14 protein-coding genes and 2 pseudogenes are annotated in these 15,445 nt (G+C 63.9%); 13 read left to right on the top strand and 3 right to left on the bottom strand.

Annotated elements, in window-relative coordinates; genetic code table 11:
* Positions 1-151 precede the first annotated feature (151 nt).
* The 12 genes and pseudogenes from EOA75_RS05415 to EOA75_RS35730 all read left to right on the top strand — a co-directional run.
* Entirely contained in the window at positions 152-877 is a 726-nt protein-coding gene (locus EOA75_RS05415; protein ID WP_127216186.1) for a GntR family transcriptional regulator, read from the top strand.
* Positions 878-879: 2 nt separating this feature from the next.
* Positions 880-1,911, top strand: a complete 1,032-nt coding sequence (locus EOA75_RS05410; RefSeq protein WP_127323792.1) for an ADP-ribosylglycohydrolase family protein — start codon at positions 880-882, stop codon at positions 1,909-1,911.
* Positions 1,908-2,882 carry a PfkB family carbohydrate kinase gene (locus tag EOA75_RS05405; RefSeq protein WP_127323791.1) on the top strand — a complete coding sequence of 325 codons (975 nt, stop codon included), beginning with the start codon at positions 1,908-1,910 and terminating at the stop codon, positions 2,880-2,882. Before EOA75_RS05410 ends, EOA75_RS05405 begins: the two co-directional genes overlap by 4 nt.
* Before the next feature lie 38 nt (positions 2,883-2,920).
* Positions 2,921-3,985 carry an ABC transporter substrate-binding protein gene (locus EOA75_RS05400; RefSeq protein WP_127323790.1) on the top strand — a complete coding sequence of 355 codons (1,065 nt, stop codon included), beginning with the start codon at positions 2,921-2,923 and terminating at the stop codon, positions 3,983-3,985.
* Positions 3,986-4,013: 28 nt separating this feature from the next.
* On the top strand, positions 4,014-4,883 hold the full coding sequence (locus EOA75_RS05395) for an ABC transporter permease (RefSeq protein ID WP_066992233.1): 870 nt from the start codon (positions 4,014-4,016) through the stop codon (positions 4,881-4,883).
* Positions 4,883-5,671, top strand: coding sequence for an ABC transporter permease (locus tag EOA75_RS05390; RefSeq protein ID WP_127323789.1), 789 nt, complete (start codon positions 4,883-4,885; stop codon positions 5,669-5,671). The genes EOA75_RS05395 and EOA75_RS05390 overlap by 1 nt, the downstream gene beginning before the upstream one ends.
* Positions 5,671-6,735 (top strand): ABC transporter ATP-binding protein, encoded by a 1,065-nt coding sequence (locus tag EOA75_RS05385; protein WP_095824972.1) that lies wholly within the window; start codon positions 5,671-5,673, stop codon positions 6,733-6,735. Before EOA75_RS05390 ends, EOA75_RS05385 begins: the two co-directional genes overlap by 1 nt.
* A gap of 94 nt (positions 6,736-6,829) precedes the next feature.
* Positions 6,830-7,942 (top strand): Gfo/Idh/MocA family oxidoreductase, encoded by a 1,113-nt coding sequence (locus tag EOA75_RS05380; RefSeq protein WP_127323788.1) that lies wholly within the window; start codon positions 6,830-6,832, stop codon positions 7,940-7,942.
* Positions 7,943-7,968: 26 nt separating this feature from the next.
* A complete protein-coding gene (locus EOA75_RS05375) occupies positions 7,969-8,883 on the top strand; it encodes a sugar phosphate isomerase/epimerase (RefSeq protein ID WP_095824970.1) in 915 nt (304 codons plus the stop codon).
* Between the two features lie 5 nt (positions 8,884-8,888).
* Positions 8,889-9,982 (top strand): annotated as a pseudogene (locus EOA75_RS05370) (fatty acid desaturase family protein).
* 47 nt (positions 9,983-10,029) lie between these two features.
* Entirely contained in the window at positions 10,030-10,344 is a 315-nt protein-coding gene (locus EOA75_RS05365) for a MocE family 2Fe-2S type ferredoxin (protein WP_067328880.1), read from the top strand.
* A 3-nt stretch (positions 10,345-10,347) separates the two neighbouring features.
* Positions 10,348-10,485, top strand: a pseudogene (locus EOA75_RS35730) (3-methyl-2-oxobutanoate hydroxymethyltransferase); the annotation flags it as partial.
* A gap of 102 nt (positions 10,486-10,587) precedes the next feature.
* Here EOA75_RS35730 and EOA75_RS05355 read toward each other — a convergent pair.
* The 3 genes from EOA75_RS05355 to EOA75_RS05345 form a co-directional block, all read right to left on the bottom strand.
* Entirely contained in the window at positions 10,588-11,577 is a 990-nt protein-coding gene (locus EOA75_RS05355; protein ID WP_127216177.1) for a glycosyltransferase, read from the bottom strand.
* Positions 11,578-11,771: 194 nt separating this feature from the next.
* Positions 11,772-13,277, bottom strand: coding sequence for a histidine ammonia-lyase (gene hutH / locus EOA75_RS05350; RefSeq protein WP_095802323.1), 1,506 nt, complete (start codon positions 13,275-13,277; stop codon positions 11,772-11,774).
* A complete protein-coding gene (locus EOA75_RS05345) occupies positions 13,274-14,275 on the bottom strand; it encodes an ornithine cyclodeaminase family protein (protein WP_127216175.1) in 1,002 nt (333 codons plus the stop codon). The genes hutH and EOA75_RS05345 overlap by 4 nt, the downstream gene beginning before the upstream one ends.
* Before the next feature lie 111 nt (positions 14,276-14,386).
* Here EOA75_RS05345 and EOA75_RS05340 point away from each other — a divergent pair.
* Positions 14,387-15,445, top strand: a 1,059-nt coding sequence (locus EOA75_RS05340) for an MFS transporter (protein ID WP_127323803.1), incomplete at its 3' end; no start/stop codon positions are given.

Raw genomic sequence — 15,445 nt, 5'->3', positions numbered from 1 at the left:
GAGAGCGCCCCTCTCGCGTCACTATGAGGATGCCTGCAGGCAAACGAGGTGCAGCGCAAAACAATCGGGACATGCGGGACTTGGCCGTTGACGCTTTGTCTCACATACGCTAATGAACAGGATTATACAGGTTCATTGAACAGGTATCCATATGGCCCGTCGCGCGACGCAACTCACTCCCGGCACGGGCAAGCCCGAGCAGATCGCGACGGTTCTGGAGCACGAGATCCGCTCAGGCGTGCTCGGCTTTGGCGAACGCCTGCAGAGCGAGAACGAGCTCGTCCAGCGCTTCTCGGTCAGCCGCAACACGGTTCGCAAAGGGCTGGAAGAGCTTTCAAGCCGCGGCCTCATCACCACCAAGGTCGGCATCGGGTCCTTCGTCACTTTCGACGGCATGCCGGTCGATGACGCGATCGGCTGGTCGCGCGCGCTCGCCAATGCGGGCGCCAATGCCGAAACCCGGACGCTTAGGCTCGAGATCATCGAGGATGCCGAGCTCGCGGCAAAGCTCGGTGTCGAGAGCTCGTCTTTCATCGCCGTCGATCGCGTCCGTACCAATGCCGATGACGGCCATGCGATCTCGATCGAACGCAGCCGCCTGCCACTGTCGCCCGAGCTGGAAGACGTGCCGCTGCGCGGGCTTCGCGAAGGCTCGCTGCACCAGACGCTGCGCGGGGCAGGGCTGGTGTCCGACCATGGCGAGGAGTGGGTCGACATCGAGATGCTCAGCGCTGCTGATGCCGCCATCCTCGATTGCGCGCCGGGCACGCCGTTCCTCAGGACGCGGCGGCTGACGCGCGCCGCCGACGGCCGCGCCATCGAATTCGTCACCAGCCTGCTCAACCCGGCGCATTTCGCGCTGCATCTGGAGTTCTGAGCATGGCGGCCGACGCGATCGACCGGGCGATGGGCGCGCTGATCGGCGGCGCGCTTGGCGATGCGCTGGGCATGCCGACACAGCTTCTGTCGCCCGCCCGCATCGCCGAGCTCTATGGCCATGTCGAGGGTTTCGTTGCGCCCGCCGTCGACCATCCGGTGTCGAAGGGGCTGCCGGCAGGTGCCATCACCGACGACACCGAGCAGGCCCTGCTGCTCGGCCGCATCCTGGTCAGCTCCGGGAATCGCTTCGACCATGCGCGATGGGTCAACGCGCTGCTCGACTGGGAGCGCGACGTCAAGGCGCGTGGCAGTTACGACCTGCTTGGACCGTCGACCAAGCGGGCCATCGACGCCATCAATAACGGCGTGCCGGCGGAAGAAGCGGGGCGAACTGGCGACACCAACGGCGCCGCGATGCGGATTGCGCCGGTCGGCATTATGATCCGCCCGGAGCCGCTCGATGCCCTGGTTCTCAAAGTCGCGGAAACCTGCCGGGCTACGCACAATACGTCGATTGCGATTGCCTCCGCAGCCGCAGTTGCTGCCGCGGTCAGTCTCGGTGTTTCGGGCGCCGACTGGCGCGCTGCTTCCGGCCATGCCGTCGCGGCGGCAAAGCTTGGTGCCGCGCTCGGTCACTGGGTCACCGGCGGCGACATCGCCGAACGCATCCTCTGGGCGCAGGAACTTGTGCGCGGGAAGCGCGACAAAGAGGCGATCCGGTTGATCGTTGACCTGATCGGCACGGGGGTCGCCAGCCAGGAGTCGATTCCTGCAGCATTCGCCGTGCTGGAGGTTGCCAACGGGGATGCGTGGCGAGCGGCAGTGATCAGCGCCAATCTCGGTGGCGACACCGACACCATAGGCGCCATCGCCGCCGGCATGGCGGGCGCCTGTTCGGGCCTGTCGGGCCTGCCGCAAGATCAAATCGCGGGACTGAAGGGCATCGATCTCGCGGAGGTCGAGCCTTTGGCCAATGATCTTGTCGCGGCGCGCATGGCGAAGGCCCGTGGCGGCAAGGAGGACGCCGCATGAGCGGGCGCCTCGTTCATGTCGGCAGCGCGGTGGTCGACTATGTCTATCGCATCGACGCTCTTCCGGCGGCGGGCAGCGAAAAGACCGCGACGAGCTATTCGCGCGTCGCCGGCGGCGGCTTCAACATGATGGTCGCGGCGAGCCGCACCGGCATGAAGGTGGTGTTCGGCGGACAGCTTGGCATGGGGGCAGACGGCGACTTCCTGCGCGCGGCTTTCGCCGCTGAAGGCATCGAGACGCTGACGCCGCCGTCACCCTTGATGGACAGCGGCAATTGCGTCGCCATGATCAGCAGCGATGCGGAACGTACCTTCGTCTCATGGCCGGGCGCAGAGAGCGTGCTGACACCGGACATGATGGCGCCCGTCCAAGTCATTCCGGGTGATTGGGTTTTCACCTCCGGCTATACGTTGAGCTACCCTGGCAGCCGCGAAGCGCTCGCCGCCTGGATCGACGCGCTGCCGGAGGAAGTTCCCGTGGTCTTCGATCCGACGCCTGTGATCGCGGAGATTCCGCGCCCGATCTTGGAAAGGGTGCTTGCCCGCACCGCTTGGCTGAGCTGCAACGCCGACGAGGCCGCCGCAATAGCCGGCCGTGGCGACGCGCAGACCGTCGCGATCCGGCTTCTGGCCGAACACTGCCCGAAAGCCGCGGGCGTCGTGATCCGCGCCGGCGCGCATGGCTGCCTTGTGCGGCTGGCAGAAGGCGGCACGCACGCGATCCCCGGCTTCGCGGTCAGCGCCGTCGACACCAATGGTGCCGGCGATACGCATATCGGCGCCTTCGTCAGCGCATTGTCGCGCGGCCTGTCGCCCTGCGAAGCGGCGCGCTACGCGAACGCCGCGGCGGCCGTTTCCGTCACCCGTCATGGCGGCTCGTCCGCGCCGACCGACAGTGAGATCCAGGAATTCCTAAGCCATCACGATCAAGGAACGATAGCGCATGGCCGGGAGGACGCGACTGTAACTTAACAAGCCCATCAACCGGGCCAACAATGAGAGGAAAAAACATGCGCATGCCCAGACTCACCGCTTTTCTGACGGCGACCGCCGTTTTCGTCTCAGCATTCACGTTTGCCGCCCAGGCCGCCGAGGAAGTGCATGTGCTCAACTGGAAGGGTTACGGCGCCGACGAGCCATGGGCGGTCGCCAACTTCGAGAAGGCGACCGGCTACAAGGTCGTCAATGACTTCTTCAACTCCGAACAGGAGATGCTGACCAAGCTGAGGACCAATCCCGACCTCTACGACGTCGTCATGATCAACGCCGCCTTCAACGACCAGGCGATGGCCGGCAAGCTGATCCAGCCGATCGATACGTCGAAGCTCTCGAACTATGCCGATATCGCCAAGGACAAGGCCGGCTCGCCGATGCTGAACCATGACGGCAAGGTCTATGGCGTGCCGTGGGTGTGGGGCCTGACCGCTCTAGCCATCAACGAGAAGTCGTTCGACAAGCCGCCGACGAGCATCGCCGAGATGTGGGATCCGGCACATAAGGGGCGCGTCATCATCCGCGACGACGCCGTCGAGGCGGTGCAGTTCGGCGCCATCGCATCGGGGCAGAACATCAACGACATCAAGGATATGGGCGCGGTCAAGGCGAAGCTCACCTCGCTGATGCCGCAGATCAAGACCTTCTGGAGTTCGGAGAACGACTGGAACCAGATGGTTGCCTCCAACCAGATCGATATCGGCACCTACTGGAGCGGCTCCGCCGACCGCGCCAAGACGCATTTCAAGCTGCCGGTCTCGCTGGTCATCCCGCAGGAAGGGGCCGTCGCCTGGCTGGACGCCTTCTCCATCCCGGCCGGTTCCAAGAATGTCGCCGGCGCCGAGGCCTTCATCAACTACATGATCGACCCGAAATTCTATGTCGAATGGGTCACCAAGGTCGGCGCGCCGGTTTCGGCCAACACCAAGGCGGTCGAGGCGCTGCCCGAGGACGCATTCAACCGAAAGGTCATGGGCAGCGCAGAGGTCGCCAAACGTATCCAGTTCCAGGCGCCGGTCACGGATGAGCAGCGCGAGAAATACCTGGCACTTTGGCAGGAGCTGAAGGTCAACGTGAAATAGTTGGCGTCTTACGGGGAGGGAAGGCATCATGGCAGAGCAGCTCGCGACCGGTTCGCGCCGCGGACTGCGGCCAGCCCTGCCGCTTCTGCTTCCCGCTTATCTGTGGTTGACGGTGGCGATCTTTCTGCCGCTGTCGGCCATGGTGTTCTTCTCCTTCATGACCGATCTGCCGCTGGCCGGGAAGGAGTGGTCGTTCACGCTTGGCAACTACGCCGCCTTCTTCTCGCAAAGCCTTTATCTGACACTTCTTCTGGCTTCGCTGCGGCTCGGCCTTGAGGTCACGCTTTGGTGCGTCGTCATCGGATATCCGGCGGCTTACGTGCTGGCGAAGGTTCTTAAAGGCCGCAGCCGCGAGGCGATCTTCCTGCTGGTCATCCTGCCTTTCTGGTCGAACGGGCTGGTGCGAATCTTCTCCTGGGCCATGGTGCTGCGTGAGGGCGGCATTCTCGACACCACGCTCAATGCGGTCTTGCCGTTCAAGATCAATATCGATCTCATGTATTCCTACCCGGCGGTCATCATCGGCCTGGTGCACTCCTACGTGCCCTATATGGTGCTGACCTGTTACCTCACGCTGCAGGCGATCGACGACTCGCTGATCGAGGCGGGCCGCTCGCTCGGGGCTTCGCGGCTGCAGGTGCTCAAGCGGGTGATCATCCCGCTGTCGATGCCCGGCCTGATCGCGGGTGCGGCGTTGATCTTCGTGCCGGTGGTGGGCTCCTTCATGGAGCCGCGCATCCTCGGCGGCCGCACCGGCACTTTCTACGGCACCGTCATCGAGGACCAGTTTGTTGCCGTCTTCAACTGGCCGCTGGGCGCGGCGCTCTCCTTCATCCTGCTTGCCGTAGTGCTGGTCATCCTGGCGCTCGCGGCACCGGTCTTGCGGAGGGCCGGCTGATGGCGACGACGCGCATTCTGGAGTGGGTCGGGCGCTTTTACATCTTCCTGTTGCTCGGCTTCCTCTATCTGCCGATCATCATCATGGCGCTGATGTCGTTCAACGCCTCGCCTTTTTACCAGCTGCCGTTCGAGTGGACGACGGACTGGTATGCTTCGCTCTGGCAAAACGACCAGCTGATCGCGGCGACCTGGAACAGCATCGAGATCGCGATCATCGCCACCGTCATCTCCACGGTGCTCGGGTCAGCCGCCTCGCTGGCGCTCTACCGCTACGAGTTCCGCGGCAAGAAATTCCTGCAGGCGCTGCTCTTCCCGCCGATCGCCATTCCGTGGCTGATCACCGGCACCGCGATGCTGATCTTCTTCTTCGGCATCGGCATCGGCCGCGGGCTCATCGCGATCCTGCTCGGCCATGTCGCGCTGGCGCTGCCCTACGTCATCGTCGTCGTGTCCGCCCGCCTGCAGACCTTCGCGCCGGAGCTGGAAGAAGCGGCGCGTTCGCTCGGCGCCAATCAGTGGCAGGTTACCGTGCGCGTAACTTTGCCCTGGATCATGCCTGGCGTGATCGCCGGCGGACTGTTCGCATTCGCTGTCTCGTTCGACCAGTTCGTGGTCTCGTACTTCCTGTCGACGCCAGGCCAGACAACACTGCCGGTCGAAATCTACGCCGCGATCCGCAAGGGATTCACGCCCGAGATCAACGCGGTGTCGACCATCATCATCGTGGTGTCGATGGCGCTCATGCTGCTGACGGCGCGCTTCTTCAAATTCGGCGGAGAGAAATAATGGCCGGCGTCCAGGTATCGAACGTCTCCCGCAGTTTCGGCGCGCACAAGGCGCTGGACCATGTCTCGATCGACTTTCCCGACGGTGGCTTCTATGCGCTGCTCGGGCCTTCGGGCAGCGGCAAGACCACGCTGCTCAGGCAGATCGCCGGCTTCGACTTTCCGGATACCGGACGCATCGCCATCGGCGGCGAAAGCGTCGAGCGCGTGCCGGTAGAAAAGCGCCGCATCGGCATGGTGTTCCAGAACTATGCGCTCTTTCCCAATATGAGCGTCGCCGACAATGTCGCTTTCGGCCTTTCGGTGCGCGGCGAGCCGAAGGCGACGATCGCTACGGAAGTGCAGCGGGCGCTGGATCTCGTCCAACTCGGCAAGCTCGGCGGCCGGCGGCCGCACCAGCTCTCGGGCGGCCAGCGGCAGCGTGTGGCGCTGGCGCGCGCCATCGTCACCAAGCCGCGCGTGCTTTTGCTCGACGAGCCGCTCGGCGCGCTTGACAAGGCGCTGCGCGTCGACATGCAGATCGAGCTGAAGCGCATCCAGCGCGAGATCGGCATCACCACCATCTTCGTCACCCACGACCAGGAAGAGGCGCTGACGATGAGCGACCGCATCGGCATATTGCGCGACGGCCGACTGGTGCAGGAGGGGCCGCCGGAGGAGATCTACGACAGGCCGCAAAGCGAGTTCGCCGCGACCTTCCTCGGCGACGCCAACATCTTTCGCGGCGATGCGACCGGCAACGGCATCAGGCTGCCCGACGGTACAGCAATCGCCGCTGCGTCGGGTGCGTCTCTCTCGGCCGGCGCCAAGGCGAGCTGCGCCGTGCGGCCCGAGCGCATCCAGATTTCAACCGGCTCTGCAACGTCCGAGGCGGGATATGCCAACACGGTCAGGGGCCAGGTTTCAAAACGCATCTTCGCCGGCAACAACAGCACCTATTTCGTCGACCGCGATGGACAGACGGTGAAGGTCATTGTCCAGAACACCGGCGCCGAGCGGCTGGCCGAAGGCCAAGAAGTGATGCTCAGCTGGTCGCCGGAGAGCACGGTGCTGATCGCCGCGTAAGCCGGATCCCCGGTCCCTGATGGGAAATGATGGCGCGGCCCTTGGCTGACCGCCTGATCCTGGCGTTAAATCCAGTCCTCGACGGGAGGAATGGATGGCGAGCATGGATTTCGAGCCGGACGTGAAAGTCCGGGTCAAGGAGTACCGGATCGGCTGCATCGGCGCCGGCATGATCATGGCCGAGTGCCATCTCGCCGCCTACGCGCAAGCCGGCTTTCCGGTGGTGGCGATCGCCTCACGAACCAGGACGAATGCCGAAAAGGTCGCCGGCCGCTGGGGCATTCCGACCGTCTGCGATACGCCGGAGCGGCTGATCGAAGATAGCCGCGTCGAGATCGTCGACCTTGCCTTCCCGCCGGACCAGCAGCCCGCGCTGATCCGCCATGCACTGAAGCAGCCGCACATCAAGGCTATCCTGGCGCAGAAGCCGCTGGCGCTCTCGGTCGAGGAAGCGGTGGAGCTGCGCGATGAGGCGGCGGCTTCCGGCAAGATCCTCTCGGTCAACCAGAACATGCGCTACGACCAGTCGATGCGCGTCTTGAAGCAGATCATCGATAGCGGGGCGCTGGGCGAGATCGTCTTCGCCGAGATCGACATGCATGCCATCCCGCACTGGCAAACCTTCCTCGCCGGATATGACCGGCTGACGCTCGCCAATATGAGTGTGCACCACCTCGACGTGCTGCGCTTCCTGTTCGGCGACCCTGACGAAATCACGACGCTGACGCGCAGGGATCCGCGCACCAAGTTCGAACATTTCGACGGCATCACCGTTTCGACGCTGCGCTTTCCCTCCGGCGTGCTCGCGGTGTCGCTGGAGGACGTCTGGTCCGGCCCGCGTCAGGAAGGCTATTCCGACGACCAGCACATCGACTGGCGCGTCGATGGCACCAAGGGTGTCGCCAAGGGCACGATCGGTTGGCCGAAGGGCGTCGCCTCGACGCTGACCTACGCCTCGACAGAGACGACCGGCGGCAAATGGGTCAGCCCGAGCTGGGAGACGATGTGGTTTCCGCATGCCTTCATCGGCGTCATGGAGCAACTGCAATATGCGCTCAAGACCGGCACGCCGCCGGCGCTTTCCGTTGCCGACAACGTCAACACCATGGCGCTGGTGGAGGCCGGTTACCGGTCGATGGCGGAGGGCCGCACCATCAGGCTGTCCGAAATCCCTGTCGACCAGGCGACTAAGAAACAGGGCAATTGAATCGCTTATCGGGAGGACTTCACCTCATGATGCAGGCAGGTATCTTCACAGGCTATTTTCCGTATGAGCTCGAGGAGGTCGCCAGGCGCATCCGGGCGCTCGATTTCAACACCGTGCAGCTCGACCTGCATTTCAAGGATATCGACCTCTCGGCCGGACAGATCACCAGGGACAAGGCGAGGCGGGTGCGCGATACGTTCCGCGACCACAACCTGCCGGTTTGCTGCGTGTCCGGCTACACGAACATCATCCACCCGGACAGGGCCGAGCGCGAGCGGCGGCTTGCCTACCTGAAGGAGATCATCCGGAACGCGCGCGATTTCGGCTCGCCTTACGTGATCTCGGAAACCGGCACCTACAACACCGAATCCGACTGGGTGCATCATCCGAAGAACAAGACCGAGGAGGGTTTTGAGGAGTGCCGCAAGGTGATCTCGGATCTTGCCCAGACCTCCTACGACCACGGCGCGGTGTTCCTGCTCGAAACCTACGTCAACAACGTTGTCGGCTCGGTCGAGGAGACGGTCAGGATGTTCGCTCAGGTCGATCATCCCGGCCTCGGCCTGTTGATGGACCCGACGAACTATTTCGAGGCGCACAACATCGACCGCATGGATCAAGTGCTGAACCAGGTGTTCGACACGCTGACGGACAAGATCAAAATCGCGCATGCCAAGGACGTGAAGCGTTCGGGCGGCGACAAGACGGAGAAGCATGCCGACATCGGCGACGCGGAGGCGCATGAGGGGCTGACCTTCCGCGGCGTCGGCGAGATCGAACTGCCGGCGCCGGGGCTCGGCGCGCTGAATTACGATCTCTATCTCAAGCGTCTCAGCAAAAAGCACCCGAACATCCCGGTGATCATCGAGCATCTCGACGAGGAGGACGTGCCGCGCGCCAAGAAATTCCTCGACGGGAAATTCCGCGCCAACGGGCTTTAATGACGATGACGACCACCGGTACGAAGCGCGACTACAGCCTTGTCGGCGAGAGCACGCGGCTTGCGATAGAGACCGGACTTGCATCGGCCGAGTGGTACCACACCGACGTGCCGCGCAAGGTGATGAAGGAGCTGATGCAGCGTTGCGACGGGCCGGCGATCCGCGATAGCGTCATCTGGATCTCGGCGATCCTGGGCTCAGCCGCCGGCATTATCTGGTTCTGGGGCACGTGGTGGGTCGTGCCATTCATGTTCGTCTATGGCGTGCTCTATGGCTCGTCGAGCGACTCGCGCTGGCACGAATGCGGGCACGGCACCGCGTTTCGCACGCGCTGGATGAACGATGTCGTTTATCACATCGCCTCGTTCATGCTGATGCGAAACCCGGTGCAGTGGCGCTGGAGCCATGCCCGTCACCACACCGACACGATCATTGTCGGCCGCGATGCCGAGATCGCCGTTATGCGGCCCCCGGACCTCATCAAGGCTGCGCTCGCCTTCACGGGCATTCTCGACTTCCGCTATTCGCTGCCCACGCTGGTGCGCCAGGCCTTCGGCAAGCTGTCGGACGACGAGAAGAGCTACATTCCGGAGATGGAGCAGCACAAGGCGGTGATCGCGGCGCGCTGGCACATCGCGGTATACGTCGCGACGATCGCTGTCGCGATCGCGCTTAGGTCATGGATACCGCTGGTGCTGATCGGCTTGCCGCGGCTCTACGGCACCTGGCACATGGTAACGACCGGCCTGCTGCAGCATATCGGGCTGGCCGACAACGTCACCGACCATCGGCTCAACACGCGCACGGTCTATATGAACCCGATCAGCCGGTTCATCTACTGGAACATGAACTACCATGTGGAGCATCACATGTTCCCGATGGTGCCCTATCATGCGCTGCCCAGGCTGCATGAGTTGATCAAGCACGATTTGCCGGAGCCGAACCCGTCGATGTTGCATGCCTATCGCGAGGTCTGGCCGGTGCTGCTCAGGCAGCTGAAATACGAGGACTATTACCTCAAGCGCGAATTGCCGCCGACGGCCAAGCCCTATCGCGGCGATTCCACGATCTCGACATAACGGCTGCGGCTGCCGAATAAGGTCGGTGCGCGCGGCAGTTGCGCGAACCCAATCAGGAGAGGACAAGATGCCGGAGTGGGTCGAAGCGTGCGCGGTGGGCGACGTGGACGAGGAGGACGTGATCCGCTTCGACCATGGCGGCCGCACCTTCGCGATCTACCGCTCGCCTGACGACGAGTTCTTCGCCACCGACGGTTTCTGCACGCATGAAAAGGCGCATTTGGCCGACGGGCTGGTGATGGACGACATCATCGAATGCCCGAAGCATAATGGCCGCTTCAACTATAAGACCGGCCAGGCCAAGGGCGCGCCGGTCTGCGTCAACCTCAAAACCTATCCGGTGAAGGTCGAGGCCGGCAAGGTGATGATCGATATCGGCTGAAGGCAAGCGGAGCGCATCGCGGCGTTCTCGGAAAATGTCGGCGACGTCAACAGCGGCGCCTATCCGGAAGACCGGCACATCGTGCATATGGATCCAGACGAGCTCAGGCGTTTCATGAAGAAAGTGGACGCAAGAGCCTGAACGGGCACTGCGATGGGTCTGCCTGGGTTCGCCGCCAAGTGCGGCAGGTATTGGGCCGGCCTCGCGGCCCGAGCCGGTAAGCTTTCGTCGAGAGATCGGCGCCTATTTCCGTAGCTTGACCACGCCCATCAGGACCTCCGGATAGGTTGCGGCCATCATCCCCTGATCGGCCTGCGCGGCAAAAATGGCGGTGCACCGTTCGGCGTTGAATCGGAAACGGCGTCTGTATTTTTCCTTGTTGAGAATGATCCCGGAGAGGCCGTCGAATTTGCGGAGCAATCGCTTGCGCAGACCTCTCGTCCAGAGCGGACGCTTGAACCGATCGAGCCAGGGCGTATCTTTCGCCAGGTTGCGATAGATCGCCATCGCGGCGAGTTCCACTCCTTCAGGGCTTGGCCACCACGGCTTTCCGAAGGTGAAATGACGCGCGAAGGCTCTACTGAAGGGTATCTGGCTGGAATAGTTGGTCTGCAGATTCCAGAGCGGATGCATCGTTTGCCAGCGTCCGGCAAACGCTATGTTGAGCGCTCCCTGATCGAGCTTCGGTACCCGCCGCAGCGCCAGTTCGCGCGCCCGCTCCAAGAGCCCCTCGGCGCGGATCATTGGCATGTTCAGCACCAGTATGCCGGCGTTGAAATGCGATGAGCCGGGCTCCATCTCAAGAGACTCACGGCAGCTCGGATCGAAATAGGTCTGTTCGTCATGGGCCGCCAAGAGTGGGGCATTCAGTTCAACATCGGCCAAGTCGGTGATCGACCGGTTGAAGATAACATCGGTGTCCACATAGACGAGCCTGTCGTAGGGCTCGAATACCGCCAGCTTGTCGGCAAGCAGGCGAATGTAGGTTGCTACGCTGAGGTGACCGGGATCGAAATCGAATTCCTTCATGAGATCGGACACGTCGACGATCTTGACGGCAGCCCCGAGCAATCGGTCCGCGACCGGCAAATCCTCAGTTCCGGCGCCGATATGAAGGATGAAACCGTCGATAGGCGCAGATACGTCCAGTATGCGCCGCGCGCCCAGAACAGCGTATGGGAAATTTTTTGCGTCTGCCGCCAAGACGAAGCAGGAACGATGCAATTGAGCCACCCCTTATATGCCCTTGGCTCTTCATATCCGAACTCATCGTGCAACCCAAGAGGGTGCCGAGGGCGCCGTCCGGCGGGCCCATAAGCGGCGGAGCCCGGCCATCCGATTCGGTGCGAGCGGCCAGTTGGCCTGAGGGTTGGCTTGGGCGGGTGGTGATCTCGATCGTCCGCAACGATGCGGTGCCCTGATCTCGTTTAGTCGAGCAGTATTTGGTGCACCGCAGGGAGCCAATACCCGTCGGCGAGCACCGCATGGAGCGCATCGGCATGGGATCCGAGCGGCCGGTCTTCCTTAAGCGTCGGCACATGGGCGCGGACGGCCGCGTGGATCGCGCTGGTGGCCGGCGCAAGTGTCAGACCTTCGCGAAGATCGACGGCCTGTGCGGCGGCCATAAGCTCCAGGGCGATCAGCCGCCGCCACAGTACGATCATCTCGACGCATTTGGCGACGGCGAGGGGAGTCTGCGTCGCATGATCCTCAACACCTTCGGACACGGGCAGGAAGTCGAGCATCACCGGATTGGCCTTGTGGCGGATGGCGGCCAGGATCGCCGTCACCGTCTTCTGCAGCGGCACGAAGCCGGCGGACGCGCCGCCGATTGGCGACAGATATTTCGGCAAGCCGTGGCGGGTTGAGCCGGTGAGCTGGATGAAGCGCGCGGCCGACGCCGCCGCGCATTGCGCAATCGCCAGACCTAGCGTCTCGAAGGCGAGCGACAGCGAGGCGGTGTGGAAATTGCCGGTCGACAGCACGAGTGAGTCGTTGGCGAGCACCAGCGGGTTGTCGGCGGACGCGTTGAGCTCGATCTCGACCGTGAGCCGGGCATGGTCGATCGCCTGGATGAGCGCGCCGTGGATCGAGGGCATGCAGCGGATCGACAGCGGATCCTGAAGGGTGGTCGGCGCGGGCGTCCCGTCGCGGGTGAGCAGGTCGCGCAACGCCTTTGCCGCTACCTGCTGGCAGGCGGCCGGCCGCGCCAGATGCAGGCGCGGGTCAAGGATGGTGCGGTTGGCCCCGAACGCTTCCATGGTGAGCGCGCCGGCCTGCTCCTGCTGTTCGAGTGCCGACAGCGCGTCGACGAGCGCCAGCGCGCCGGCGCCGGTAGAAACCGCGGAAGCGTTGATCAGCGACAGACCATCCTTCGGTGCCAGGCTGACTGGCGCAAGCCGCGCCATCATCAGCGCCTTTGCCGAAGGCATGCGCCTGCCCTGATAGTCGGCATCGCCTTCGCCGATCAGCGTGTGGGCTATCGCGGTCATCAGCACCAGGTCGCCGGCGCCGATCGAGCCCAGCGACGGCATCACCGGATGGATGCCGGCGTTGAGCAGATCGACCAGCGCGGTGAGGACATGCGGCGACAGGCCGGAGCCGCCGGCGGAAAGCATGGCGATGCGGGCAAACATTGCGGCGCGCACGAGCTGGGCGGGCAATGGGTTTCCCACCGCAGCTCCGCGTCCGTCGAGAAGCTGGCGCTGGAAGGCACCGGCATCGCCTTCGACAGCCGTGCCGAGATTGGCGCCCAGCCCGGTGTTCAGCCCATAGATCTGCTGGCCGCCGGCAGCGGCGTCATCAAGGACCTGGCGGGCCTTGCCGAGTTTCTCGATGACCGCCGGCGTGATCTCGACCTTGCCTGCACTGCGCGCCACGGCGGCCACGTCCTCGATGCTGACGCCGGCGCCGGTGAGAACGAGCGGGGTCATGCGAAACGCAGCCTCTGGCCGATGCCTTGTTCCGCGGCTTTGGCCAGCATCGCCTTGCCGAGCGCGATGTCGGAGAGCGACAGACCCCGATGCCAGAACAGGATCGTCTCGCCGTCGCTTTGCCGGCCCGCTTTGTGCCCGGCAGCGATCTGGCCGAGCTCGGCATGCAGCGTCGCCTCGCTAAGCCGTCCCGTCTCGACATGGGCGCGCAGCGAGCCGAACTTGCCGCCCTTGCACTGACCCCAGTCGTCGACGACGATCTTTTGCATGATGTCGGTAAGCGAAAGCTCCACCGCGCTCATCGTGCCATAGGGCACGACCAGCGCGCCGCGCTTGATCCAGGCGGTCTTGAGCAGGGGCTGCGGTTCCGGTAGCCGCGAGGCTTCGACAACGATGTCGGCGCCTTCCACGCAGCTCTTCCAGTCGGCAACGGCGACAACCGGCTTGCCGAGGTCGGCGGCAAGCTTCGCGGCGAAAGCGTCGCGGCTTTCGGGGCGGCGCGAATGGACGCGGATCTCGTCGAAGTCGAACAGGTGATCGAGCAGTCGCACGTTCCAGTAGGCGGTGCCGCGCGCGCCGATGTGACCGAGCACCCTGGATGATTTCTTCGCCAGATGCTTGGCGCCGATGGCGGTGACCGCGCCGGTGCGCATATCGGTGATGACGGTGGCGTCGAGGATGGCGCGTGGCGCGCCGGTGCGCGGGTCGAACAGGTTGAGTATGCCGAATTCGGACGGCAGGGCGTGCAGGTAGTTGTCGACATAATCGCCGACGATCTTGACGCCGGCCGCATCGAGCGGCGCCACATAGCCGCGCAGCACGTTGAAATGACCGCGAAAGGACGGATCCGGCTCAAGATGGACGCGCGGCTCGATCACCGTCTGGCCCTTGCCCTGGGCGACGAGCCCGGCTTCGACGGCGCCGATGATCTCGGCATCGCTCAGGCCAAGGGCTTCAATGTCGAGAGCATTGAGGTAGTCGATATAGATCGGCTTCATGCATTTCCCTCGTCCGGCCCGCGCTCATCCATAACAGGCGGCGGGGCGACACGAAAGTTTGTTGGATAAGCTCTGGACTGGTTCAGCCTTATGCTGTTCAACCGGCGCGTCATGACCAGCATCCCCGACAATGAGGCCGTATCCCAGCTCGTGCCGACGGCGGCGCGCCAGGCGCGGCGCGTCGCGCTGATCGTTGCCGTCGCCTTTTTCATGCAGTTGCTGGATTCGACGATCATCTCGACGTCGCTGCCGCAGATGGGGCAGTCTTTCGGCGTGCCGGCAGTGGCGATGAGCATCGGGATCACCGCTTACATGTTGACCATGGCGGTGTTCGTGCCGTTGTCGGCCTGGCTTGCCGACCGGTTTGGCGCGCGCAACATTTTCCTCGTCGCGATCGGGCTGTTCACGCTGGCGTCGATCGCCTGCGGCTACTCACAGAGCCTGACGCAATTCGTTGCCGCCCGCATCGTTCAGGGCCTCGGCAGCGCCTTGATGACGCCGGTCGGCCGCATCCTGGTGCTGCGCAACGCCGCCAAGTCCGAATTGCTTGCCGCCACGGCGCTGATCACCTGGCCGGCCTTGTTCGCGCCGGTGATCGGGCCGATGCTCGGCGGCTTCATCACCACCTATCTGTCCTGGCACTGGAACTTCTTCATCAACGTTCCGCTCGGCCTCGCCGGGCTGCTGCTTGTCGCGCGCTTCGTTCCGGGCGATCGCGAATCCGAGACCAGGCCGCTCGACTGGCCGGGATTCTTCCTCACCGCGCTCGGCCTCGCCGCGATGCTCTATGGGCTGGAACGGCTTGCGCATCCCGAGGATGGCATGCTGCCGACAGTGGGCCTGGTTGCCGCCGGCGTCGCCGTCGGCTGGTTCGCCGTGCGGCACTTGCGGCGGGTGACGCATCCGCTGCTCGACCTGTCCCCCTTCAAAGTGCCGACCTTCGCCATCTCGACGCTCTCGGCGGGCACGATCTTCCGCGTCGCCATCAACGCCACGCCGTTCCTGCTGCCGCTGCTCTTCCAGGTGGGCTTCGGCATGCGGCCGGTGGACGCCGGCCTGCTGATCCTGGCCTACTTCCTCGGCAACCTCGGGATGAAAGCGGTGACCACGCCGACGCTCAGACTCTTTGGCTTCCGCCAGGTGCTGGTGGTCAACGGGGTGATTGCCTCG

This window comes from Mesorhizobium sp. M1A.F.Ca.IN.022.07.1.1 (assembly GCF_003997575.1).
Classification (GTDB): domain Bacteria; phylum Pseudomonadota; class Alphaproteobacteria; order Rhizobiales; family Rhizobiaceae; genus Mesorhizobium.
Note: the sequence above shows the minus strand (reverse complement) of the source record. Positions and strands in the feature narration are given on the sequence as shown.

What these genes read in the sequence shown, in the direction of transcription:
- EOA75_RS05405 (WP_127323791.1), top strand. Translation starts at nt 1,908, where the DNA reads ATGAGCGGGCGCCTCGTTCATGTCGGCAGCGCGGTGGTCGACTATGTC.
- EOA75_RS05410 (WP_127323792.1), top strand. Translation starts at nt 880, where the DNA reads ATGGCGGCCGACGCGATCGACCGGGCGATGGGCGCGCTGATCGGCGGC.
- hutH (WP_095802323.1), bottom strand. Translation starts at nt 13,277, where the DNA reads ATGACCCCGCTCGTTCTCACCGGCGCCGGCGTCAGCATCGAGGACGTG.
- EOA75_RS05365 (WP_067328880.1), top strand. Translation starts at nt 10,030, where the DNA reads ATGCCGGAGTGGGTCGAAGCGTGCGCGGTGGGCGACGTGGACGAGGAG.
- EOA75_RS05380 (WP_127323788.1), top strand. Translation starts at nt 6,830, where the DNA reads ATGGCGAGCATGGATTTCGAGCCGGACGTGAAAGTCCGGGTCAAGGAG.
- EOA75_RS05375 (WP_095824970.1), top strand. Translation starts at nt 7,969, where the DNA reads ATGATGCAGGCAGGTATCTTCACAGGCTATTTTCCGTATGAGCTCGAG.
- EOA75_RS05400 (WP_127323790.1), top strand. Translation starts at nt 2,921, where the DNA reads ATGCGCATGCCCAGACTCACCGCTTTTCTGACGGCGACCGCCGTTTTC.
- EOA75_RS05390 (WP_127323789.1), top strand. Translation starts at nt 4,883, where the DNA reads ATGGCGACGACGCGCATTCTGGAGTGGGTCGGGCGCTTTTACATCTTC.
- EOA75_RS05385 (WP_095824972.1), top strand. Translation starts at nt 5,671, where the DNA reads ATGGCCGGCGTCCAGGTATCGAACGTCTCCCGCAGTTTCGGCGCGCAC.
- EOA75_RS05345 (WP_127216175.1), bottom strand. Translation starts at nt 14,275, where the DNA reads ATGAAGCCGATCTATATCGACTACCTCAATGCTCTCGACATTGAAGCC.
- EOA75_RS05395 (WP_066992233.1), top strand. Translation starts at nt 4,014, where the DNA reads ATGGCAGAGCAGCTCGCGACCGGTTCGCGCCGCGGACTGCGGCCAGCC.
- EOA75_RS05415 (WP_127216186.1), top strand. Translation starts at nt 152, where the DNA reads ATGGCCCGTCGCGCGACGCAACTCACTCCCGGCACGGGCAAGCCCGAG.